This window comes from Advenella sp., from assembly GCF_052108595.1.
Taxonomy (GTDB): Bacteria; Pseudomonadota; Gammaproteobacteria; order Burkholderiales; family Burkholderiaceae_B; genus Advenella.
Map to the genome: position 1 here is coordinate 1 of NZ_JBQEAU010000076.1, position 22,605 is coordinate 22,605.

The window sequence follows — 22,605 nt, forward strand, 5'->3', positions numbered from 1 at the left end:
AAGTATATATCAAACCCATTTTATTGTTGTACGTGCTGGGTACGTTTTCGGCAGCATTGGTTGCGGTTGTGGCCAGCTTTGCCTTTCCGACTACGCTTACGCTGGTGACCAGCCAGGTCACGCAAAGCGCCCCGACAGGCATTGTAGAAGTATTGCGATCGCTGGTGCTCAACGTGATCGATAACCCAGTCAATGCCATCCTGACAGCCAATTATATCGGCATCCTGAGCTGGGCCATTTTGCTGGGCATCGGTCTGCGTCACGCTGGCGTCGCCACCAAGGCTATCTTGAGCGACGCAGCGCAGGCCGTGACCAAGGTCGTGCGCTGGGTAATCCGCCTGGCGCCATTGGGCATTTTCAGTCTGATCGCAGTTACCGTGGCAACAACCGGCCTGGGCGAACTCATGGTCTATGGTCGGCTATTGCTGGTTCTGGTCAGCTGCATGCTTTTTGTCGCGCTGGTCATCAACCCGCTCCTTGTATATTTCAAGCTTCGCCGCAACCCCTATCCGCTGGTATTCCGGTGCCTGGCCGAAAGTGGCGTCACGGCATTTTTTACGCGCAGCTCAGCCGCCAATATTCCGGTTAATCTGCTTCTGTGCAAAAAACTGGGCCTGCACGAAGATACGTACTCGGTGTCTATCCCGCTGGGCGCAACCATCAATATGGCCGGGGCGGCCGTGACCATCACGGTTCTGACATTGGCTGCCGTTCATACATTGAACATTCAGATTGATATTCCGACCGCATTGTTGCTGAGCTTGCTGGCAACAGTCGGCGCCTGCGGTGCCTCGGGCGTACCCGGTGGTTCGCTGCTGTTGATTCCAATGGCCTGCAGCCTGTTTGGCATCAACAATGACCTGGCCGCACAGGTGGTAACGGTCGGCTTCATCATCAGCGTCGTGCAGGACTCCAGTGAAACTGCGCTCAATTCCTCCACCGATGTGCTGTTTACTGCCGCGGCGGACAAAGCCATGCTGACCCCGGGAGCAGCAGAACGCGAAATCGCAATCTGAAACGGCATGCTGTGTAAGTAGCGCTTACAAACAGAAAACCGGCTCATGAGCCTGCCCATGGCCGGTTTTTTTCTGCCATACGATCGATGAAAAGGAGCGCCGGGCAAGGCCCATCTGCACAATCCAGACTCCAGCGCAGGGCAGCCAATCAGACGGAACACGCTCTACCTTGCGCTTGCCCAGGCCGAGATACCACAAGCCGCATACGTGCTGGCAGATCACCGCACCTGGTCAGCCATAAGCAGATTAGCCTTGTATCCTGTTGGGCTTGTCCACTCAATCGAGCTCAAGCTGCACGTCGTCACGCTCGCCGGCCACCGCCCTGAAAATATCCAGCAATCCTTCATAATACAGTTCACCCAGCTCAATCGCGCTTCTGGCATGGCCGTGCCAGACAATCCGGTAAGGGCCCTTTACATCCGCGCTCAGGCTATCGTATAGTGCATCAAGATTGCGACCGAAATACTGGGGCAGATGCAGCGCTATTTGCAATTGATCATAAACATCATCAATCGAATGAATATGCGTTAGTTCGCAGGTCTTGAGCGGCGCGGGGGGGCGGCGTACAGCCTTCATTCTCCTGCGTTTCGAGGTTCTCATCGACATGCTGGCACCTTGTGAAATGTCTCATAATGATCCACGGTCACGTACTGCTGGCCGGCCCGGGCGAAGACCAGCCGTTTGGCGTTGCGCTTTTTCCCGCGGTAGTCCAGATCAGCCTCTCTCCATTGCCCCCGGGGCAGGCGACGCTCATAATTGCCAAAGTGATCACCGCCAATAGATTTACCGCGCTATGCTTGGATATCGGAATAATAACGCCCTGGCGACCACCCCGCCTGCCGGGCCTGCTTTTTAGTCACAAAATAGGCGGGCAGCTGTTGGCGGGACGTCAGCGAGCGCACGATGTCTGTCAATTGCGCTGTATCGATCTGCCCGTCAAGCTCGGCCTTGTTGAAAGCGTCCAGCACGACTTCACAGCGATCGGCACCGCCGGCTAAAGTGTCACTGCTCTTGACAGGAGCCGGTTCGGGCGCAGCCCAACCCATGGCATACGCCGGCGCGCAAATTGCTAATATCAATGTCGACAGGAACCGTTGCATATCGCCACTCGCAAACGTGTTTTTGGTGTTCAGAGTGTAGCCGATTGTGTTGACAGAATGACGAAAATCTGACAGATCCAGTGATACATTTTAACTAAACCGCTATTCCTTAACCACGAAGCTGTAATTTGGTTTAATGTTGCGACTGTTGTTTCTGTCCGGCTGATTGCGCAGCTGTAACATATATTTTCCATGACAAATCTCTCCCCCCACGACACTGCCAAAGACGGTGCAGCATCTGACGATGCGACCCATATCATGCTGCAACGGCGCTTTGCCCCTTATTTCTGGACACAGATATCGGGCGCGGCGAACGACAATCTGTTCAAGTTCGCGGTCACAATCATGCTTACGTATCATGTTTCGGTCAGCTGGTTGCCGCCGGAGATGGCCGGCGTCGTGATCAATGGCATGTTCATTATCCCGTTTTTGCTGCTGTCCGCAGTGAGCGGGCAAATGTCAGACAAATTCGAGAAAGCGCGTTTCATGCGCTGGATCAAAACCGCTGAAATCGGAATCATGGGACTGGCCGCGTTCGCACTCATTTACCAGCAAGTGTACATCCTGCTGCTATGCGTGTTGCTGATGGGCATCCATTCGACCGTTTTCGGGCCGGTCAAGTTTGCCTATCTGCCCCAGGTCTTTCACGGCACAACACTGGTCAGCAGCAACGGCTGGGTCGAAATGGGCACCTTTGTCGCGATACTGCTGGGCAATATGGCTGGCGGATTCTTGGCCGGCATAGAAGGCTTCGGCTATCATTATGTGGCCGCCATTTGCGTATTGATTGCGGTCACGGGCAGACTCTGTTCAGGGCTAGTTCCTCCCACCCCCATGTCGTCCCCCGACCTGAAATTGGACTGGAATCCGATCGGCGGTACGATAGAAAATATCAAGTACGCCTTTCATGATCGACATGTTTTCAAAAGCATTCTGCTGATCAGCTGGATGTGGTTTTTTGGCGCGGTGTATCTGAATATATTCCCCGTCTTTGCCAAGGAAATCCTGCGTGGCGACGAACAGGTTGCCACCTTGCTTCTGGGCGTATTTTCCATCGGCGTGGGGTTTGGCTCTGTCCTTTGCGGCTGGATCGGCAAGAAAGGGCTCAATGTACTCAAGCTTGTCCCCGTGGGCGCCGCCGGCATGACCGTTTTTTCCATTGCGTTGTACTTTCTGGCCCATGATTTGAATGCCACGCATCTGCTGGCGCTACACGAATTTGTCAGGCTTCCCGCAAACTGGCTGTTGCTCGCCGGGCTATTCCTGCTGAGCATGTCGGCCGGGCTGTACAGCGTGCCGCTTTATGTCCTGATCCAACAAAAGACACCAAAAACTCATTCCTCGCGTGTGATTGCTGCCAACAATATCATGAATGCCATTTTCCTGGTAGCCAGCTCGGTCATTACCGGGCTGCTGATTGCCTTCAGTACCGTCCCGCTGATCGTTCTTTTTCTTGGCATCGCCAATGCCATTTTCGTATTTGTCGTCATGCGCTCCGACCATTCGTACATTACTGAAATGCGCGAGCCTATGGAGTAATTGGCAAGCACACTGAACAAGGAGTGAATATGTCTGTCCGGTCCCGCTGCGGGCTTGCCGCCGCTATGCTTATTGCCGTCAGCCTGCTGGCGGCATGCAATACATCTGCGATTCCCGAACCAAAGGCGGCAGTGCCTAGCAAACCGGTGGCACGCGGCGACATACTCTGGCATTTTGTGCATGATCAATGCGTTCCCAGTCAGCTGGCCGGCCAGAATCCGCCGCTGCCGTGTATTAAGGTCGATATGGACAACGGCTACGTCATCTTCAAGGATAAAAACGGACCCCTGCAGTATTTGCATATGCCCACCCGGCACGTGACGGGTCTGGAAGATCCTGCGCTGCTGAGCGCAAGCCGCACGCCGTATTTTGCACAAGCCTGGCACGCCCGCCACTATATGGATCGATTACTGGGCAGTGCCATCGCAGAGCAAGACTATTCGTTTACCGTCAATTCACAATCGGGTCGCAGCCAGAATCATCTGCATATCCACATCTCCTGTATCCGCCCTGCCCTACGTGAGCGCCTGCTTGCCTTGCAATCGCAGCTCGATTCCCGGTGGCAGCCGGTGCCGGGAGGCATCAATGGCCATGCGTACCAGGCGCGAACCCTGTCGCTGAACGAGCTTGAGCAGCATGGCGCCATCGCATTGACCATCGCCTCACTGGCGCACGCGCGGCAGGACATGGCCAATGTGAGTCTGGCCCTGTATCCGCTGTCTGAACAGCACTTTCTGCTTTTTGCAACCCACCGCCCGGGGGCGTCGGCTGAAGGAGACTTTCAGGACCATCGCTGCCCGCAATTGCTGGCAGGCCGTTAGGCGATCAGACGCAATTGCGCCCACGTCCTTCATGCGCTTCACGTCATTTGCGCCATCTACGCCTTTTGAGGCCCTTGGCATTCAGGGCGCGTTCCCAGCCCTGACTGTGGCCCATAGCGGCAGCGATCGGCTTGCGGCAACCGCAAGTGCCGAAAACACCCTAAAAAGGCCGCTGCAAACCCCGCAACACGACCTCCGACACAATGCCGTCAACTCCGTATTTTTTTTGAAACAGGCAATTTGTGACAATTCCAACACCCAGCTGGGCACTGTAGGGCGACCGTATGATTTCGTAAATATGTTTATCGGTTACTGAATTTTCTGACCGCCGCAAATAAGTTATAGTATATTGATTCGTCATAGTCAGGAACGGCGGTTCGTACCCCGTTCGCAAGCGTAAGGATATACATGAAATCGTTCATAAAGTTGCTCATTTTGCTGCTGGTTGCGGCAGCCATTGCATTTGGTGCGTGGAAAATTATTGAGACAACACTTTTCAATGATGACGATGTCGAACTTCCCCAGCAGTCAGAACTGCGTCAGCCTCCTCCTGCGCCGGTCCCTCCGCCAAAGCAGGAAGATCCCTATCAGAATGCGCAAGGTGAAGATGCCAGCAATGATAGTGCGCCCGTCACGCTTACCTGCATCGATGCCAGTAAAATCATTGCAGAGCTTTATGACATGCGCGTGAATGGCAAGACGCAGGACGAAGCCAACGAAGCCGTCAGCAACAACACCGCCATCCCTGACGAACGTGTCTCTTCATTTATCGAGTTTGTCGAGCTGTTGTGGTCTACTCCCAAGGAGAAGATCGTAGAAAAAAATCGCTTCATCAAGGATTTCACGGCAAACTGCGACAAACTGGCACAGGCAGCATCGTCGGCGCCAGCTGCCCCTGCAGCGCCAGAGACACCAGCCAAACCTGAGGCACCCGCTGCACAATAAGCTGCTGAAGCCGCCTTGTGCTGACAGCCCGGATGGCAAAACTCAGCGCCAGCAAGGTGCACGCGATGACGTGTTCGCCTTGCACCACAGACGCCAGGATGCACTGGACTTGGTCGCAAGCAATTTAAAGCGGCTGCAGCGGCTTATCGAACGGGGCGTCCTTTTCCGCCGGCTTTTCACTGATCTGATAACCGGTATTGACTTCGCTGGCGACCAGATCAATGGAACGCGCAGGCTGAAAAGAATGCGCCTGAGCTAGCGGCCAGCATATTTCAAAAATTTTCAGGCGATAATTTCCTTTGAGCAAATCTCCCTTTTCCAGCTCCGGATAAATCGCCGATAGTACTTTGACCTCAGAACTGGATATGCGCCGCACCACATGATGCGCCCGCAATTGTTCGGGATGGGTCAACCCGGCTGCTTGCAGCAGCTCAGCCAGGGCGTGCACCGAATTGCGATGAAAATGGGTCACCCGGTCCGCCTTGTCCGTCACAACAATGGCGCGCTGTCGCGATGGATCCTGGGTAGCCACGCCGGAAGGACACTTGCCGGTATGACAGGCTTGCGCCTGAATACAACCTACAGCAAACATAAAACCACGCGCGCTGTTGCACCAGTCAGCGCCCAGCGCCAGTGTTCTGAGCATATCAAAGGCAGAAATAATTTTTCCGGATGCGCCAATCTTGACGCGTTCGCGCAAACCGGCACCCACCAGAGCATTGTGCACCAACCGCAACGCTTCTTTAAGCGGCACGCCCATATGATCGACGAACTCCACGGGCGCCGCCCCGGTTCCGCCTTCGGAGCCGTCCACTACAATAAAGTCCGGCGTGATGCCGGTTTCCAGCATGGCCTTGACAATGCCAAACCACTCCCAGGGATGACCGATACACAGCTTGAAGCCGACGGGCTTGCCGCCCGACAGCGTGCGCAAGCGCTGGACAAATTGCAACAGTTCGACCGGCGTGCTGAACGCCGAATGCGCCGCAGGCGAGTCGCAATCGACGCCTGGCGTGACGCCACGCACCTGCGCTATTTCGGCTGTGACTTTGGCACCCGGCAGGATGCCGCCATGCCCCGGTTTGGCGCCCTGCGACAACTTGATTTCAATCATTTTCACATTGGGCAAGGTCGCTTTCTGGGCAAATGCGCTATCGGAAAAATGTCCGTTTTCGTCCCTGCAGCCAAAGTAACCGGACCCAATGTTCCAGATCAGATCACCGCCGGCTTCCAGGTGATAGCTGCTAATCCCGCCTTCACCTGTGTCGTGAGCGAACCCTCCGGCCTTGGCCCCGCGGTTAAGCGAGCGGATGGCATTGGCAGATAGCGCGCCGAAACTCATTGCCGAAATATTGAACACCGAAATGTCATAGGGCTGCCTGCACTGCCCTTGCCCCACAGTAATCCGGAAATTGCGGTCAGGAATATGGCTGGGCATCATGGAATGATTGACCCATTCGTAATCGTCGCTATAGACATTTTCGATCGTACCAAAGGGCCGCTTGTCAATTTGCTGCTTGGCCCGCTGATAGACAATAGAGCGCTGGGCGCGCGAAAAAGGCAGCCTATCGGTGTCGCTTTCAATGAAGTACTGGCGCAATTCCGGCCGAATGAATTCCAACAGAAACCGCAGGTTGCCGATAACCGGATAATTGCGTTTGACCGAATGGCGAGACTGAACAAGGTCATGAATGCCGACCAGTGTCAGTAAGAGACAAACAAGCGCGGCTACATACCACGCCGGGGCAACAGTGATGCCAAGGATCAGGTAAACAACAGCGCCAAGAATGACGAGAAAAAATGCCAGAAATCGGACTGGAAATAACGACAGCATTGTGCACCTTTTATTGAACATCGGGTAGCATAGAATACGACTTATACATGACAATATCAAAGGTCGTAAAAAAGCCTCGCCGCAAAGCGAGGCTCGTATTGCCACTTACAAGGTACGTGGCAATGCAGGCAGCCGTTATTATTTGGCTGCTGTTTTTGGCGCGATGGCCTCGACAACGGATCCGGCAACCTGATCATCCCGGACCATGAAGAGGAAATCGTTGTTCTGGCGAATACCTGTGAGGGACGCCAACTGACCACCTACAGTTGTCGCATAGCCCTGCTCCTTGGGCGCTGCATTCAAAGCGGAGACACCGGCGGGATTGAGGGACAGTTTGACAAAAGAGCGGCCTTGACTGTCGCGGACACGGTCAACACTCGTCAGATTGGCACGAGTAATGATCGGTGTTTTGCTGACATAAATGGTCTGTTTCTCACTCAGCTTAACAGGACGATAACTTTTGATGACTTTGTCAGAAGCCAGGAACACGTCTACTGCAGTACCTTTTGCAGCAGGGGTCTGTGCAGTGGTGCCGGGATTGCTCTCGGTACCAGTCTTCATTGAGTTACATCCGGCCAGAACTGCAGCCAGAGGAAGCACAATCAACGCAACTTTTCTGGATAATTTCATAGTATTTCCTAATTAAAACTAATTTGAGAACAACTTCGCATAAAGTCGTCCGTTTACGTTACAACAGATTCAGAGAAAAAACAACGCTCAATTGTTAACAATGTTCAGAGTGAATACTGCAAGCAACGCAACCGGCACAACAAAACGAAGACCCGGGCGGTATTATTTTGTACCGCGAATAATGTCAGCCGCTGTCTTGGCATTGTTCAGCGTGGCCATGGGCATCAGCAACACGCCGTCATCCACGGCGCCAGGCGAAGCAATCGTTGTCGAAAAAATGGAATCGTTCAGGCTGGCCAAAACCATTTTTCCCTTGATGGCTTTGCCGGAAATCTCGGCATTCAGCTTACGGGCGCCTTCCGGCGTGACGCGCAGCCCCAACGCGGGACGATCACCAGCCTTGGTCACGAAGACATTCTTGATATCGGAACGGGTGAGAATCGGGCCCACCCCCTGGTAGGTCTGGTCTCCAACCTGCAGTGGAATGGTTTTGGCTGACTTGCCCTTGGTCGCTTTAGGCTTGGCAGTCGAACCCACATACACTTCCAGGTTACCCGCGCCGGTCGCCTGAACCGCAGTCGCTGAACTGCCGGGAGCCGCTGATGTCGCGGCAACGGTTCCGGAAGTGGCCTTTTTTTCAAAAAAACTGCATCCCGCAACAGCGGTCGTTACCGCAGCGACCATAACAAGCGTAATTAATTTCATAGTTTGCCTTTTTTAATAAAATGAAAAAAATGCTGCAAGAACACAAAGCAGAACTTTTGCCTGCCTGAATTTAATCATTAAAGCCGGGTAAATTCATTGCAAAATGTGAATGAAGCAAGTTGTATGTGGAGAAAAAGGAGGAGAGGCAGTTAACATGGACGATCGACCGTTGCCGCAGGTCAGCCGGTAACCACATGATCAATGAAAATAGCCCCGGCATTTGTCGCTGTCCGACAGATTGATCGTATTTGTCCCCGGAACAAGCCGTACTTTTTTGGCTAGCAATCCGCCATACTGGACAGCGCCCGAGAAGGGTTTGGTATCCATCCAGTAAAGCCGCGTCGTAAGGTAATATTCGCCTGACGGTACGTTGGTGAACGCAAATTGGCCGAAAGAGTTGGTTTTGGACGCATAGGCCCTGGCTGCGTAGCGTGGATCTGCTTTGCCCGCCAGCACATTACCGCGACGACAGACCACGTTGAACCACTGTTCGCTCATGGCCGATACGGGATTGAGCACGACGTCGACGTTTCCACCGCTGCGTTCTCCGCCATTAATGGCATCATAAATGAACGCGCGCCCCACCAGCATGGTGGGCTGCCCGATTGGCAGGGCGTAGGCGCTTTCGTCATACTCAATTCGCACCACTTGTTCGCGCGGGGAATGGCTGATTGAACGGTCTCTGCCCGTTTTGGTAGAGGAACACCCTGCCAGCACGGCCGCTGCAATGATCGCAAGAAGGACTTTGGTTGAACGCGACATGAGTACCTGTAAACTGATTTGAATAGTTCGCTTATCATAGACTAACTCCGCGGCAATTACACTGCAAATGTTAAAATAACGGTAAAGTTAGGCAACGGAAATTGGCTTGAAAGCAACTTGCTGGAAAATGACAAATGAATAATATCAGAGTCTGGGATCTGCCTTTGCGACTGTTTCACTGGCTATTGGTTTTCTGTGTGGCGGGCGCCTATTTCTGCGTCAAGTCTGCCGGCATTACCGAGGGCTGGCTGTCGGAAACCGGCCTGGACTGGATGACCTGGCATTCGCGTTTCGGCTATGCCGTGCTTACCCTCATTCTTTTCCGCCTAATTTGGGGCGTCGTTGGCCCCTATTACGCGCGGTTTACGCAATTTATCGTGGGCCCGCGGAAAATTATCGCTTATGTACGTACAATAAAATTACACACAACGACATGGACAGCTGGCCACAACCCATTGGGCGCGTGGTCCGTGGTTGCCATGTTGCTGGCTTTCGGCGTGCAGGCGGCCAGCGGGCTCTTTGCCAGCGACGACATTCTTTTCGAAGGCCCGCTAAGCGGACTGGATCCGGCGATCAGCCGCTTTTTCAACAGTATCCACCACGCCAGTGAATGGGTGCTTGTCGCGCTGGTGGCGCTGCATCTATGTGCAATTGCCTATTACAGTTTGTTTCGCAGGCACGCCCTGATACGCGCCATGGTAACTGGCGACGTCCCGGCTGACCGGCCTATGGATGCAAAAGCGTCAGCGCGCAGCCAGGATAATGCCGCAACCGCCATCCGGGCGTCCATCGTATTGCTGATCTGCGCCGCTTTCGTATTCTGGCTCTCGCAATTGTGAGCTGGCGGGGTGCAACATCACAGGCAGCGCGTGCCTTTAACAGCGCCATGGTATCTGTGACGTTCCTTTACATTTGGAATATCCGTTTACGCCCAATGTGACCCGGGTGCAGCATGGCTGTTCCTTCAGCGCAACAACTTATCCGCAACAGTGTGCCTGCCACCCGTGATTGCCGCAGGGCTGGCATAACTATTGATAAAGTTTAGTCGTCCTTGCGGTAATTGTCATGACAGGCCTTACAGCTTTGGCCAACCCCGCCGAAAGCCACCTTGATTTTTTTCATATCGCCAGATGGCGCTTCGGCGGCAAGCCGGTCTACCGCAACCAGCATTTTATCTTTGGCCTTGTTAAAGCCCTCAGGGTCTGAAAACACCTCATCTTTTGCATCCCCGCCCTCTGTGCCTTTGTAGAACGCTTCAAATGGCAGCGGCGCAAGCGTCTTGAGCAGATTCGCGTATTTGATGAACGCTTCCTTGTCGTAGGGCTGTTCGCCCTTGACCATATGGCCCATGCGCTTGAAATTATCGCCAATAAATTCCATGCCATGATGACGATAATCCTGAGCTTCTTTGGATTTGAGAAACTGCGCATTTGCCGTCAAGGACAGCAGGGTCAAACAGCTAGCAACAACAACAACAACCGATGTTTTCATTACATTGACTCCCGGATAAATGACCCGCCTATGATAGCGCATATACGTCATCATTTGCATCACCAAAAAGCACAAGGGGCAGTCGACACATTGTTCGACTGCCCCTTGCTGGTCTGTCTGAGCTGACTGATATTGCTGCCTGGCCTTTCATCCAGCCGTCGCGTCACATCAGGCCGCGCCAAATCGTAACCGGTATCGGTTCGGTATTAGCGAACTGATGTGGTGACCAAATTTGGCTATCAGATTTTAGCTGCCAGTTCTGCTGCCAGGCCGATGTAGCTGCGCGGCGTCATCTGCAGCAATCGCTGCTTTGCGTCCTCTGGCAATTGCAGCCCCTGGACAAACGAGCGCAATGCTTCTTCGGTAATTCCGCGACCACGCGTCAGTGCTTTCAACTGCTCGTAGGGTTCCGGCAGGCCATGACGACGCATCACGGTCTGCACTGGCTCGGCCAGCACTTCCCAGCATTGGTCAATATCGCGATCAATTGCCTGCGGATTGAGTTCCAGTTTGCCCAGCCCTTTGCTGCATGAGTCCCAGGCAACCATGCAATAGCCCAGGGCAACGCCCAGATTGCGCAACACGGTGGAGTCGGTCAAGTCACGCTGCCAGCGCGACACTGGCAGTTTCTCGGATAAGTGCTTCAGGACCGCGTTGGCAAGCCCGATATTGCCCTCGGAGTTTTCAAAGTCAATGGGATTGACCTTGTGCGGCATGGTCGATGATCCCACTTCGCCTTCGCGCAGACGCTGTTTAAAATAGCCCAGTGCGATATAGCCCCAGATGTCCCGGTTCAAGTCAAGCAAAATGGTGTTGGCGCGTGCAATGGCATCAAACAGCGCAGCCATCCAGTCATGTGGTTCGATCTGGATCGTATATGGATTCTGTGTCAGGGACAAATCGGCCAGCACCTTTTTGCTCAGCGCGGGCCAGTCCAGTTCCGGATAAGCCGAATAATGCGCGTTGTAGTTACCGGTTGCACCGTTAAGCTTGGCCAGGGGCTTGACCGCGCAAATAACGGCAATCGCTGTCTCCAGTCGCGCTGCCACATTGGCAAACTCCTTGCCCATGGTTGTGGGACTGGCCGGCTGGCCGTGCGTGCGGGCCAGCATGGGTTGCTGCGCAAACTGACGGGCATCATCCTTCAACATCGACAGCAGGTTCTGCAACGCGGGCACAATAACCTGGTCACGTGCACGCGTCAGCATCAGGGCGTGCGACGTATTATTGATATCTTCCGAAGTGCACGCAAAATGGATGAACTCCGCAGCGGCCGACAGTTCATCATTACCCGCCGCTTTCTCTTTAAGCCAGTACTCCACGGCCTTGACGTCATGGTTGGTTTTTTTCTCGATATCCTTGATGCGCTGGGCATCGGCTTCGCTGAAATCCTGAACCCAGCTGCGCAAGGTGTTTTCGGCATCAGTAGAGAATGCCGGCAACTCGCTCAGGCCCGCCTGCGACAGCGCGATAAGCCAGGACACCTCGACTTCCACACGATGCGCCATGAAGCCGGCCTCAGACAAAAAGGGCCGCAAGGCTGCTGCACGAGAGGCATAACGACCGTCCAGCGGAGATAACGCATTGAGCGGAGAAATCGAATCTGAAATATTCATAATGAAATAAAAAAATAAAAGTGAGAATTACCGGCAGACGGTCGTTGCCCTGCCGGACGAATTTCAGGCAATAATGCCGCCACCCAGACAGATATCGCCGTCGTATAGGACGCTGGACTGACCGGGTGTAACAGCCCATTGCGCCTGGGAAAATTTCAAATGTAACCGGCCCGGATCGCTGCCCAGGATCAGTTCGCACGGCGCGTCTGCCTGACGATAGCGCGTCTTGGCCCCGTACGGTCCTGCAACAGGCGCATGTCCGGCCACCCAGCTGACATCTTCGGCACGCACCTCGTGCTGCAGCAGCCACGGATGATCATGGCCCGACACCACATACAGGGTGTTGTTTTGCAAATCCTTGCGAGCAACATACCAGGCGTCGGCAATGCCATCATCATTCTGACGGCCTTTGACACCGCCGATGCCCAGTCCCTTGCGCTGGCCCAGGGTATAGAAGGCAAGCCCGTGATGCTGCCCGACTTGCTGGCCATCATCGGTAAGAATGGGGCCTGGGTTAGTAGGCAGATAGCGATTCAAAAATTCCCGAAAGGGGCGCTCGCCAATAAAGCAGATGCCTGTGGAATCCTTTTTCGCCGCATTGGGCAGACCCAGCTTATGGGCAATCTGGCGCACTTCGGTTTTGTCAATTTCACCCAAGGGAAACAACGCCTTGGACAGTTGCGCCTGATTGAGCCGGTGCAGGAAATAGCTCTGGTCCTTGCTGGCGTCCAGCCCCTTGAGTAGCTCATACTCGGTGGCGCCATGCCGTTGCACCGCCCGCACGCGTGCATAATGCCCGGTCGCTATGTAATCGGCTCCCAGGGTCAGCGCGTGATCCAGAAATGCCTTGAACTTGATCTCGGCATTGCACAGGACATCGGGATTGGGCGTGCGGCCGGCAGAATATTCCCGCAGGAACTCCGAAAAGACACGATCCTTATAGTCGGCGGAAAAATTGACCGCTTCGATGTCGACGCCGACCAGATCGGCAACGCTGGCTGCATCGAGCCAGTCCTGACGGGTTGAGCAGTATTCGGAATCATCGTCATCTTCCCAGTTTTTCATGAAAAGCCCGATGACCTCATAACCCTGCTCTTTGAGTAGCCAGGCGCTGACCGACGAATCTACGCCGCCGGACATGCCCACCACCACACGAGGTTTTACAGAAGATTGTTCATTCATGGACGATATTTTACCGTCCTGGCTGCCCAAACGGGGAAATCAGCGTCTTCTAGGCACTTAAGGCAGTATCAACCACTTCAACCCAATGGCGTACCGGCGTCTGGGTTCCGGTTTGCAGATGGGACATACAGCCCATATTGGAGGTAATGATGACTTCAGGCGAGGTTTTGCCGATGGCTTCAAGCTTGCGATCACGCAGGCCCGTGGCTATTTCCGGCTGAAGAACCGAATACGTCCCAGCAGAACCGCAACACAGATTGGCCTCGCCAAACGCCTTGAGGTCAAATCCCAGATCGGCCAGCAACGACTCGGTCAGTGGACGCAGACCCTGCCAGTGCTGGAGCGTACAGGGCGGATGAAATGCGGCTGAGGCCGGTAGCGGCTTTTTGAATTTGGCCTTCAGCCGCGCTGCTTCGGGCGCAATCACTTCGGCAATGTCCTTTACGTGCTGAACCAGATAGCGCGCCTTTTCCACATACGCAGGTTCGTTGCGAAGATAAAACGGATACTCTTTGACGAACGCCCCGCAACCGGACGCGTTCATGATGACGGCCTCGACCTGGCCTGATTCCAGCAACGGCACCCAGGCGTCGATATTGCTTTTCATCTGGGCGATGCTGCTGTTTACCTTATCCAGATGGAAATTGACGGCGCCGCAACATGTATTGCGACTGATATCCACAGATGAAATTCCCGCAGCATCCAGCACTCTTATGGTCGCGGCGTCGATCGACGGCATCAGCGCAGGCTGAACACACCCGAGCGGCACCAGCACCTGGCGTTGGTGGCGACCGACCGGCAGCGCTCCCGCTGGGCGGGCCTCCGGCAGTTTGGCCGCCAGTGTGGCCGGCATGAAGGAGCGCAACATGCGGCCCAGTTTCACCGCAGGCGCAAAGGCCTGGGAGTTCAGACCCGCCGCAAGCAGTGTGCGCCGAAAACGGTCTGTCGGCGTACGGGTAACGCGTTCTGCGACCAGTTCGCGGCCGATATCGACCAGATGACCGTACTGCACGCCCGACGGGCAGGTGGTTTCGCAATTGTGGCAGGTAAGACACTGGTCCAGGTGCTTCTGAGTGATACTGGTAGGCTCCTTGCCCTCGACGATTTCCTTGATCAGGTAAATGCGCCCACGCGGACTGTCGCGCTCATCGCCAAGTATCTGATAGCTGGGACAGGTGGCAGAACAGAAGCCGCAATGCACGCATTTGCGCAAGATTGCGTCTACTTCTTCGCCATAGCTGCTGTTTTTTGCCCAGTCGGCAAGATTGGTCTGCATGATACGTTAGATATTCCTGAGTAACCGGCCTGAGTAAAATGTGCCCAACGGGTCTAAATTGCTCTTGAGACGACGGGTAATGGCGGCAATCCCGGCACTGACCGGCTGGAACACACCATCGACGGGCTGACTGACGCCGGCTCCGGCTCGAAACAGCGTCGCGTGCCCGCCGCGTTGCGCAGCGGCATGACGAATGTTGGTCACATCGCTAACCTGTCGCAGCCAGCGCTGCGCACCTCCCCACTCCAGTAGCGGAACCGATTCGTTTACCGTGTCGGCCAAAGGCGGCACAGAAACGCGCCAGACGGTATCGCCAAAAAACGGATGGGTATGTTCTCTGAGCGACAGCCATAATTCTTTGGCCACCTGCTCATCTACCCGCTCGCCGCCCAGGACGCCGCACGCCTGTTTAACGGCGGGCTGCGCACCGGATACGCGCAGATAGAGCACGCCCTGCTGTGTATCGCCCTCTGGGATCCAGGCTGAGGCACTGATACCAAGCGCCTTGGCCTGCCACTGGCCAAAGCATTCGAATGCTTCCTTCAGGGTACATTGCCGCTGTAGTGTGACTTCGCAAATCGGCTTGGGCAGCACCTTGAACGAGATTTCCAGAATAGGGCCGAACACGCCCATGGAACCGGTGAGCAGGCGTGACATATCGTAGCCGGCCACATTCTTCATCACCGTGCCACCAAAATGTAATTGCTGCCCTTCTGCATTGAGCAACACTGTGCCCAGCACAAAGTCACTGGCCCCGCCGGCGGCCATGCGTCCCGGGCCGGCCAGCCCTGTGGCAATGGCACCGCCGATGGTTGCCTGTTGGCCAAAATGCGGCGGCTCCCATGCCAGGCGCTGATTCTCTTGGTCCAGCGCGGCTTCGATGTCGCTCAGTAGCGTACCGCAACGGGCAGTCATGACCAGCTCTGATGGTTCATAACTGATGACCCCGGTATAAGGCGTCACGTCCAGCTCGACCAGTTGTTCAGTTCCGGCGATCGCGTTGCCATAGAAGGCTTTGGAGCCGCCGCCGCGAATGACAATCTGCTTGCGGCCCGCCACAGCTGCGGCAACCTGTTCTGCCAGATCTTCTTTAATGAATTTCATAAGATACTTAGAAACGTTCGATATCGGGAAAAGCGATCTGACCGCCGTGTACATGCATGCGACCATATTCGGCACAACGATTCAATGTCGGAATCTGCTTTGTCGGATTGAGCAGCATATCGGGATCAAACGCTTTTTTCAGCGCGGTAAAGGCATCGAGCTCTTCACGAGTAAACTGCGAACACATCTGGTTGATTTTCTCCAGACCCACGCCATGCTCGCCGGTGACCGTGCCGCCCACCCTGATACACAGCTCCAGGATATCGGCACCGAAATCTTCAGCACGTCGCACTGAATCCGGGTCGTTCGCATCAAACAAAATCAGCGGATGCAAATTGCCATCGCCCGCATGGAACACATTGGCGCAACCCAATTGATATTTCGCTTCCATTTTCACCATTTCATTGAGCACATAGGCCAATTGGCTTTTCGGAATCGTGCCATCCATGCAATAGTAATCGGGCGATATGCGACCGGCGGCGGGAAATGCATTTTTGCGGCCGGCCCAGAAACGCAAGCGTTCCTCTTCGGAACTGGAGGTTTGCAAACGCGTCGCACCGCAGTCGGAAAATACTTTTTCCATGCGTACGATTTCGTCTTCAACCTCGGTCTCAGTGCCGTCCGATTCACACAGCAGAATCGCCTCGGCATCCAGGTCATAACCGGCCTTCACAAACGGCTCGACCATATGGGTTGCGCGCTTGTCCATCATTTCAAGGCCGGCAGGAATAATGCCCGATCCGATAATATTCTTGACCGCCTCGCCCGCCGCCTCAACAGAGGCGAAGCTTGCCATGATGACGCGTGCCAGTTGCGGCTTGGGAATGAGTTTGACCTTGACTTCGGTCACAATGCCAAGCATGCCTTCCGAACCGATAAAGACCGGCAGCAGATTCAGACCCGGTGCGTCGGGCGCGTCAGCGCCCAGTTCGAGAATGTCGCCATCAATCGTCACAATCCGCAGGCGGATGACGTTATGAACCGTCAGACCATATTTAAGGCAATGCACACCACCGGCATTCTCGGCAACGTTGCCGCCGATTGAACAGGCAATCTGGCTGGACGGGTCAGGCGCATAATACAGACCGTATGCCGCAGCCGCCTCGGACACTGCCAGATTGCGCACGCCGGGCTCAACGATAGCGGTGGCTGCCTGCGGGTCGATATGTCTGATTTTGTTGAGTTTGGATACGCCCAGCAACACACCCTGCGAATGCGGCGTCGCGCCGCCCGACAGGCCTGTACCTGCCCCGCGCGGCACCACGGGCACGCCCAATTTTTTACATGTTTTCAGGACATGAATGATTTGTTCCTCGTTTTCCGGAAGCACAACCACGCCTGGCATTTCCTTGAAAAGCGTCAGCCCATCACATTCAAATGGCTTTTTTTCTTCAACACGGGATAGCACACAATGCGCCGGCAGACCGCGATGCAACTGAGCGATCAGTTCAGAAAAATCCGGTCCGCTTTCAGCGGCCTGCGGCGCATGTCGCAGCTGCGCACTCACATCCATGACAACCCTTTTTTATGACAACTGATATAAAGCTTAAGTATACCCTGACCGGCTACGAACCAAAACGTGATTAACCCTAATGATTGTTCACTCCTGCGGCAAAGCAAAATGACTTCGGGGCATATAATGCCCCGAAACAGGCAGCATCAGCGACGCGCCGGTTGCGCTGTTGCCGCCGCTGCACTCAGCATGCATAAAGTCAGGTATTGATATCTGTTTTCTGCTCACGCCGCGTACGCACAGCCTGGGCCAGACGCTCCAGCACCTGGACCGACGCGTCCCAGCCGATGCAGCCGTCCGTAATGCTCTGTCCGTAAGTGAGTTCGACGCCCTCTTTCAGATCCTGACGACCCGCAACCAGATGACTCTCTACCATGACGCCAAAAATGCGATGATCGCCGGTTTCCATCTGCTGCGCCACATCGTCGATCACCTGAGGCTGATTCTCATATTTCTTGTTGCTGTTGGCATGACTGGCATCGATCATGATACGGCTGGCCAGGCCCGCCTTGGACAATTGCTCGGACATCAGATTGATGTTTTCGGCGTCATAATTGGGGGCCTTGCCGCCACGCAGAATGACATGACAATCGTCATTACCAACAGTAGAGACGATTGCCGAATGGCCGCCCTTGGTTACCGACAGAAAATGATGAGGCTGTGAGGCGGCATTGATGGCGTCGATGGCAATCTTGATATTGCCGTCGGTCCCGTTCTTGAAACCGACCGGGCACGACAGGCCCGACGCCAGTTCGCGGTGCACCTGGCTCTCTGTCGTGCGCGCACCGATCGCGCCCCAGGACACCAGGTCGGCAATATATTGCGGGGTGATCATGTCCAGAAATTCGCAGCCCGCAGGCACGCCATTCTCGTTGACCTCCAGCAGCAATTCGCGCGCCAGCCGCACGCCCTTGTTGATATTGAAACTGCCGTCAAGATCCGGATCGTTTATCAGGCCCTTCCAGCCCACGGTCGTGCGAGGTTTTTCGAAATACACGCGCATGACGATTTCCAGATCGTCGCTGAAGCGGTCACGCTGTTCCTTCAGGCGCTTTACATATTCGCGCGCCGCGGCCGGATCGTGAATTGAACACGGGCCAATAATGACAACCAGCCGGTCATCTTTGGCATGCAGAATGCGATGTATCGCCTCGCGCGTATCATGCACCAGGCTGGACACCTGAGAGGAACAGGTAAACTCGCGCATCAGATGGGACGGCGGGCTAAGCTCTTTAATTTCGCGGATACGTAAATCGTCAGTATTGTAGGACACGGAAAACTCCAGATATATCGTTAATCAATCAATCGAATCGGTTATAGGTTTGCCCAGCCAGGCAGTGCATCGCTCAAAACAAAAAAGGCCACCAGATATTCTGGCGGCCTTTTGGTGTCTTGTAGCTTGTTTCTGCTTTCGCTAAGTACGCAACGTCCTTTCCTCCGCCTATCGCGTCGAAAATGTAAAATAAAAAAAGAAAAAGACGTGGCTAACTTGTTTCATAACAGCAATCCTAGCACAGGTTTTTGCACATTGGCACATCAATCTGCCGTCAGGCCAAAAATATACCGGGACTGTACCGGCCGGACCACAGAATGCGCGGCTTTCGGGTGGAAGAATCGATTTTTGCGGGGAAAAAGACCGTTTTGCCCAGCCATGCGCTTTTTCCGCAACACCAAAGTCGGTAAGCCAGTCAGCCAAGCCCGGCGTCGCAAGCGGAGCCGGGCCAATTAAAAGGCTCAGGCTGTTCCGCCAACCGTCAGGCCATCCATGCGGATGGTGGGCATGCCCACCCCTACCGGCACGCTTTGCCCTTCCTTACCGCAAGTGCCCACACCCGAATCAAGCGATAAATCGTCGCCGATCATCGAAACCCGGTTCATGACTTCAGGGCCGTTACCGATCAATGTCGCGCCCTTGACCGGATAGGTGATGCGGCCATTTTCGATCATATAGGCTTCACTGGCCGAAAACACGAATTTGCCGCTGGTGATATCGACCTGCCCGCCGCCAAAATTGACGGCGTACAGGCCTTTCTTGACCGAGGCAACAATATCCTGCGGGTTGTGATCTCCGCCAAGCATAAAGGTATTGGTCATACGAGGCATGGGCAGATGGGCATACGATTCACGGCGACCATTGCCGGTTACCTTGGTCTTCATCAGGCGTGCATTCAATGAGTCCTGCATGTAGCCACGCAAAATACCGTCTTCGATCAGCACATTGCGCTGCGTCGGATTGCCCTCGTCGTCCACATTCAGGGAACCGCGACGATCCTTGATCGTGCCGTCATCGATCACGGTAACCCCCTTGGAGGCAACGCGCTCACCGATACGATCGGAGAAAATGCTTGAACCCTTGCGGTTGAAATCGCCTTCCAGACCGTGGCCGACGGCTTCGTGCAGCAGAATACCCGGCCAACCGGAGCCCAGCACAACCGTCATTTCACCTGCCGGCGCGTCCCTGGCATCCAGATTCGTCAACGCTTCGTGCACCGCCTTGTCGACATACTCGTGCAACAACGCATCCGAGAAATAGTTCAGGCCCAGACGACCACCGCCGCCGCCATGGCCCATTTCACGTCGGCCATTGCGCTCGACGATTACGGTGACAGACAATCGTACCAGCGGTCGGATATCGGCCGCCAGACGGCCATCGCTGCCTACAATCATTACCACGTCATATTCCGAACCCAGGCCGGCCATGACCTGAATTACATGGGGATCTTTGGCGCGGGCAATGGTCTCGACCCGGCCAAGCAACGCCACTTTTTCCGTGGCTGGCATGGCAGCAATCGGGTCATCCTGCCCGTACAGGTCGTGCGCCTTGTTTTTGCCGTTGCCGATCACCTTCATGCGCCCTTCACCCTGCCGCGCAATCGCCTTGACCGTCGTGGCCGACTCCATGAGCGCCTCGGGCGAGAGTTTGTCTGAATAGGCAAAAGCGGTTTTCTCGCCCGCCAGCGCTCGCACGCCTACGCCCTGGGAGATGGAGAAGCTGCCGGTCTTGACAATACCCTCTTCCAGACTCCAGCTTTCGCTGCGCGTATATTGAAAGTACAGGTCGGCGTAATCGACCTTATGGGTAAAAATCTCGGCCAGCGCCGCAGCCATGTGGTTTTCATTCAGGTCCCAGGGATCCAGCAGCAGGGATTTTGCCGTTGCGACTGCCTGGAGATCGGATTCAATAGGTTTCATGTAAGGGTGTCTTCTAAGGTTTCTTTACTGTAATGGGGGGCGCTGTACCTGCGACGCCTGCCTTGTTGCGTTCAAACTCAACGGTGCGAACCTGACCGTTATGCCCGGGGAACTGGTCAAACACCGAAGCGGCCAGATAGGGCATGACTTCGGGCAGGCCACGCTCGCGCGAATCTGCCACGGCGCTGGCGCGAAATACTTCATTGCCATTTTGCTGCCTGTCACGAATATACACAGTGAGCGAATAGCGATGGTAAGGTACCGGAACCAGCTGATAGCGTGGCGTCATGGCAAAGCCGAAGCTGCTGTAGAAAGGGTTGCCATAATAACCATAGGGAAAGCCCATGCCCAGCCCCAGTGTCGGATACAAATCATAATTGCCGGTTTCCCGCTGGACCATTTGCTGACGCACTTCGGTGCCGGTGGTAAAGCCAACTTCAAAACGGGCGCGCTGGCGGCCCATCGCTTCGATCAGGCCAGTGCGGAACATGTTATTGCGAATATAGCCGGTATAGGCAGCCTGCTCCAGATTCTGCTGTGTGCTGTCGACAAAGCGGTAGTGCTGTCCTGCAACGGCAGCAGGCCATTGCTGAAACGAGGTAACCTGAGTCGTAAATTCACTGGTTGTCGAGCAGGCGGTCAATCCCGCCAGAAACAAGCCAGCCAAAACGAGGTTCCGGATACGGGGCACTTGCAGATGTCGCATGCTTCTTTCTCCTGCCAATCACACGCCAATATCATAGATGGCCTGCCGCGCCCGACACGCGCCGCAAACTGTACTTCAATTTTGACACAAAACGTCTTTTAAGGTTCCAATTCAGGGCAAGCCCCTATAATTAGGACAAATAGCTACAAATCGCTTTTTTTCAAGTGAACCCTGCCGGTTGTACCGCAAATTCACTTTCCGTTCACCAGCACCACAGTGACCACCATGCCTACAGAATTGATTGAAGAAAACAGTCCGACCGTCTATCGCAGCGACTACCAACCCTACCCGTTTACGCTTGATACGGTGGCACTCAATTTCGACCTGGACGAAAACCGCACTGTTGTCACCTCTACCCTGACGTTCACCGCCAAAGACAAGGCGCCTGCCGATCTGGTGCTCAATGCCGAAGACATCAGCCTGGACGCTCTGTATCTAAATGGCCAGGCGCTGGGCGCAGACGCCTATGAACTGGACCAGGACCAACTGGTGATTGCGCAACTGTCCGGTTCATTTGAACTGCGCATATGCACCACACTGAATCCAACAGCCAACTCCCTGTTCATGGGCCTGTACAAATCGGGTAGCGGCTTTTTCACGCAGTGCGAAGCCGAAGGCTTTCGCCGCATTACTTACTTTCCCGATCGTCCGGACGTGATGAGCATTTATACCGTCACACTTGCCGCCGACAAGGAAAAGTACCCCTATCTGCTGTCCAACGGCAATCTGCTGTCGTCCACCGACCTGCCCGACGGTCGCCATCAGGCGGTCTGGCATGACCCGTTTCACAAGCCCAGCTATCTTTTCGCGCTGGTCGCCGGCGATTTCGATGTTCGCGAAAAAACCGTCAAAACCCATAATGGCCGCGACGTGCTGTTGCAGATATACAGCGACAAGGGCAGCCGGGACAAGACCGAGTGGGCACTGGCATCGCTGGAGCGCTCTCTGGTCTGGGACGAAAAGCGCTTTGGCCTGGAACTGGATCTGGATCGCTTCATGATTGTGGCCGTGCGCGACTTCAATATGGGCGCCATGGAAAACAAGGGGTTGAACATTTTCAATTCCGGTTATGTCCTGGCCGATCCCGATACTGCCACCGATGCCAATTTTTCTGCCGTGGAAGCCGTGATCGGTCACGAATATTTCCACAACTGGACCGGCAATCGCGTTACC

22 protein-coding genes are annotated in these 22,605 nt (G+C 54.8%); 6 read left to right on the top strand and 16 right to left on the bottom strand.

The features are described 5' to 3' along the window. The coding region (sstT, locus tag ACTIKR_RS13785) for a serine/threonine transporter SstT (RefSeq protein WP_442328112.1) at positions 1–1,016 on the top strand (1,016 nt) is incomplete at its 5' end. Positions 1,017–1,292: 276 nt separating this feature from the next. Here the strand turns inward: sstT and ACTIKR_RS13790 are convergent. The 3 genes from ACTIKR_RS13790 to ACTIKR_RS13800 are packed head-to-tail and all read right to left on the bottom strand — an operon-like array spanning position 1,293 to position 2,062. After that, on the bottom strand, positions 1,293–1,592 hold the full coding sequence (locus tag ACTIKR_RS13790) for a barstar family protein (RefSeq protein WP_442328113.1): 300 nt from the start codon (positions 1,590–1,592) through the stop codon (positions 1,293–1,295). Positions 1,593–1,612: 20 nt separating this feature from the next. Further along, positions 1,613–1,795, bottom strand: coding sequence for a ribonuclease domain-containing protein (locus tag ACTIKR_RS13795; RefSeq protein ID WP_442328130.1), 183 nt, complete (start codon positions 1,793–1,795; stop codon positions 1,613–1,615). 12 nt (positions 1,796–1,807) lie between these two features. Continuing rightward, the gene (locus ACTIKR_RS13800; RefSeq protein WP_442328114.1) at positions 1,808–2,062 is read right to left on the bottom strand and encodes a hypothetical protein; all 255 of its coding nucleotides are present in this window, start codon (positions 2,060–2,062) and stop codon (positions 1,808–1,810) included. Positions 2,063–2,308: 246 nt separating this feature from the next. Between ACTIKR_RS13800 and ACTIKR_RS13805 the strand changes: the two genes are divergently transcribed. The 3 genes from ACTIKR_RS13805 (at position 2,309) to ACTIKR_RS13815 (ending at position 5,421) form a co-directional block, all read left to right on the top strand. After that, entirely contained in the window at positions 2,309–3,655 is a 1,347-nt protein-coding gene (locus ACTIKR_RS13805) for an MFS transporter (RefSeq protein WP_442328115.1), read from the top strand. Between the two features lie 29 nt (positions 3,656–3,684). Beyond that, positions 3,685–4,476: a CDP-diacylglycerol diphosphatase gene (locus tag ACTIKR_RS13810; protein ID WP_442328116.1), complete on the top strand. Its 792-nt coding sequence runs from the start codon at positions 3,685–3,687 to the stop codon at positions 4,474–4,476. A gap of 408 nt (positions 4,477–4,884) precedes the next feature. Further along, positions 4,885–5,421: a hypothetical protein gene (locus ACTIKR_RS13815; RefSeq protein WP_442328117.1), complete on the top strand. Its 537-nt coding sequence runs from the start codon at positions 4,885–4,887 to the stop codon at positions 5,419–5,421. Positions 5,422–5,545: 124 nt separating this feature from the next. Here ACTIKR_RS13815 and ACTIKR_RS13820 read toward each other — a convergent pair whose 3' ends face one another. From ACTIKR_RS13820 to ACTIKR_RS13835, 4 genes are all read right to left on the bottom strand, one after another. Continuing rightward, positions 5,546–7,255, bottom strand: coding sequence for an FMN-binding glutamate synthase family protein (locus ACTIKR_RS13820; protein ID WP_442328118.1), 1,710 nt, complete (start codon positions 7,253–7,255; stop codon positions 5,546–5,548). Positions 7,256–7,393: 138 nt separating this feature from the next. Further along, positions 7,394–7,885: a hypothetical protein gene (locus tag ACTIKR_RS13825; RefSeq protein WP_193087059.1), complete on the bottom strand. Its 492-nt coding sequence runs from the start codon at positions 7,883–7,885 to the stop codon at positions 7,394–7,396. Positions 7,886–8,047: 162 nt separating this feature from the next. Next, entirely contained in the window at positions 8,048–8,590 is a 543-nt protein-coding gene (locus ACTIKR_RS13830) for a hypothetical protein (RefSeq protein WP_442328119.1), read from the bottom strand. 198 nt (positions 8,591–8,788) lie between these two features. Then, positions 8,789–9,352 carry a carboxypeptidase regulatory-like domain-containing protein gene (locus ACTIKR_RS13835; RefSeq protein WP_193087061.1) on the bottom strand — a complete coding sequence of 188 codons (564 nt, stop codon included), beginning with the start codon at positions 9,350–9,352 and terminating at the stop codon, positions 8,789–8,791. Positions 9,353–9,486: 134 nt separating this feature from the next. On the opposite strand from ACTIKR_RS13835, the gene ACTIKR_RS13840 reads away from it, so the two are divergent. After that, positions 9,487–10,191 carry a cytochrome b/b6 domain-containing protein gene (locus ACTIKR_RS13840; protein ID WP_442328120.1) on the top strand — a complete coding sequence of 235 codons (705 nt, stop codon included), beginning with the start codon at positions 9,487–9,489 and terminating at the stop codon, positions 10,189–10,191. A 202-nt stretch (positions 10,192–10,393) separates the two neighbouring features. On the opposite strand, the gene ACTIKR_RS13845 is transcribed toward ACTIKR_RS13840, so the two are convergent. The 9 genes from ACTIKR_RS13845 to ACTIKR_RS13885 all read right to left on the bottom strand — a co-directional run bounded on the left by ACTIKR_RS13845 (position 10,394) and on the right by ACTIKR_RS13885 (position 21,432). Then, a complete protein-coding gene (locus tag ACTIKR_RS13845; protein WP_442328121.1) occupies positions 10,394–10,843 on the bottom strand; it encodes a c-type cytochrome in 450 nt (149 codons plus the stop codon). 239 nt (positions 10,844–11,082) lie between these two features. Next, positions 11,083–12,459 (bottom strand): adenylosuccinate lyase, encoded by a 1,377-nt coding sequence (gene purB, locus ACTIKR_RS13850; RefSeq protein WP_442328122.1) that lies wholly within the window; start codon positions 12,457–12,459, stop codon positions 11,083–11,085. Between the two features lie 63 nt (positions 12,460–12,522). Then, a complete protein-coding gene (mnmA, locus tag ACTIKR_RS13855; RefSeq protein ID WP_442328123.1) occupies positions 12,523–13,641 on the bottom strand; it encodes a tRNA 2-thiouridine(34) synthase MnmA in 1,119 nt (372 codons plus the stop codon). Between the two features lie 49 nt (positions 13,642–13,690). Continuing rightward, positions 13,691–14,917, bottom strand: a complete 1,227-nt coding sequence (gene glcF, locus ACTIKR_RS13860) for a glycolate oxidase subunit GlcF (RefSeq protein ID WP_442328124.1) — start codon at positions 14,915–14,917, stop codon at positions 13,691–13,693. A 6-nt stretch (positions 14,918–14,923) separates the two neighbouring features. Beyond that, complete coding sequence (gene glcE / locus ACTIKR_RS13865; protein WP_442328125.1) at positions 14,924–16,021, bottom strand: glycolate oxidase subunit GlcE; 1,098 nt, start codon at positions 16,019–16,021, stop codon at positions 14,924–14,926. A gap of 7 nt (positions 16,022–16,028) precedes the next feature. Continuing rightward, entirely contained in the window at positions 16,029–17,534 is a 1,506-nt protein-coding gene (locus ACTIKR_RS13870; RefSeq protein WP_442328126.1) for an FAD-linked oxidase C-terminal domain-containing protein, read from the bottom strand. 199 nt (positions 17,535–17,733) lie between these two features. Then, entirely contained in the window at positions 17,734–18,807 is a 1,074-nt protein-coding gene (gene aroG, locus ACTIKR_RS13875) for a 3-deoxy-7-phosphoheptulonate synthase AroG (protein ID WP_442328127.1), read from the bottom strand. A gap of 461 nt (positions 18,808–19,268) precedes the next feature. Continuing rightward, positions 19,269–20,726: a metalloprotease TldD gene (gene tldD, locus ACTIKR_RS13880; protein ID WP_442328128.1), complete on the bottom strand. Its 1,458-nt coding sequence runs from the start codon at positions 20,724–20,726 to the stop codon at positions 19,269–19,271. 13 nt (positions 20,727–20,739) lie between these two features. Continuing rightward, complete coding sequence (locus tag ACTIKR_RS13885) at positions 20,740–21,432, bottom strand: DUF4136 domain-containing protein (protein ID WP_442328129.1); 693 nt, start codon at positions 21,430–21,432, stop codon at positions 20,740–20,742. Positions 21,433–21,672: 240 nt separating this feature from the next. Here ACTIKR_RS13885 and ACTIKR_RS13890 point away from each other — a divergent pair. Then, positions 21,673–22,605: M1 family aminopeptidase (locus ACTIKR_RS13890; protein WP_442328131.1), on the top strand; the 933-nt coding region annotated here is incomplete at its 3' end.

Coding starts and splice junctions, on each gene's coding strand:
- ACTIKR_RS13790 (WP_442328113.1), bottom strand. CDS start 1,592: ATGAAGGCTGTACGCCGCCCCCCCGCGCCGCTCAAGACCTGCGAACTA.
- ACTIKR_RS13800 (WP_442328114.1), bottom strand. CDS start 2,062: ATGGGTTGGGCTGCGCCCGAACCGGCTCCTGTCAAGAGCAGTGACACT.
- ACTIKR_RS13805 (WP_442328115.1), top strand. CDS start 2,309: ATGACAAATCTCTCCCCCCACGACACTGCCAAAGACGGTGCAGCATCT.
- ACTIKR_RS13810 (WP_442328116.1), top strand. CDS start 3,685: ATGTCTGTCCGGTCCCGCTGCGGGCTTGCCGCCGCTATGCTTATTGCC.
- ACTIKR_RS13815 (WP_442328117.1), top strand. CDS start 4,885: ATGAAATCGTTCATAAAGTTGCTCATTTTGCTGCTGGTTGCGGCAGCC.
- ACTIKR_RS13820 (WP_442328118.1), bottom strand. CDS start 7,255: ATGCTGTCGTTATTTCCAGTCCGATTTCTGGCATTTTTTCTCGTCATT.
- ACTIKR_RS13825 (WP_193087059.1), bottom strand. CDS start 7,885: ATGAAATTATCCAGAAAAGTTGCGTTGATTGTGCTTCCTCTGGCTGCA.
- ACTIKR_RS13830 (WP_442328119.1), bottom strand. CDS start 8,590: ATGAAATTAATTACGCTTGTTATGGTCGCTGCGGTAACGACCGCTGTT.
- ACTIKR_RS13835 (WP_193087061.1), bottom strand. CDS start 9,352: ATGTCGCGTTCAACCAAAGTCCTTCTTGCGATCATTGCAGCGGCCGTG.
- ACTIKR_RS13840 (WP_442328120.1), top strand. CDS start 9,487: ATGAATAATATCAGAGTCTGGGATCTGCCTTTGCGACTGTTTCACTGG.
- ACTIKR_RS13845 (WP_442328121.1), bottom strand. CDS start 10,843: ATGAAAACATCGGTTGTTGTTGTTGTTGCTAGCTGTTTGACCCTGCTG.
- purB (WP_442328122.1), bottom strand. CDS start 12,459: ATGAATATTTCAGATTCGATTTCTCCGCTCAATGCGTTATCTCCGCTG.
- mnmA (WP_442328123.1), bottom strand. CDS start 13,641: ATGAATGAACAATCTTCTGTAAAACCTCGTGTGGTGGTGGGCATGTCC.
- glcF (WP_442328124.1), bottom strand. CDS start 14,917: ATGCAGACCAATCTTGCCGACTGGGCAAAAAACAGCAGCTATGGCGAA.
- glcE (WP_442328125.1), bottom strand. CDS start 16,021: ATGAAATTCATTAAAGAAGATCTGGCAGAACAGGTTGCCGCAGCTGTG.
- ACTIKR_RS13870 (WP_442328126.1), bottom strand. CDS start 17,534: ATGGATGTGAGTGCGCAGCTGCGACATGCGCCGCAGGCCGCTGAAAGC.
- tldD (WP_442328128.1), bottom strand. CDS start 20,726: ATGAAACCTATTGAATCCGATCTCCAGGCAGTCGCAACGGCAAAATCC.
- ACTIKR_RS13885 (WP_442328129.1), bottom strand. CDS start 21,432: ATGCGACATCTGCAAGTGCCCCGTATCCGGAACCTCGTTTTGGCTGGC.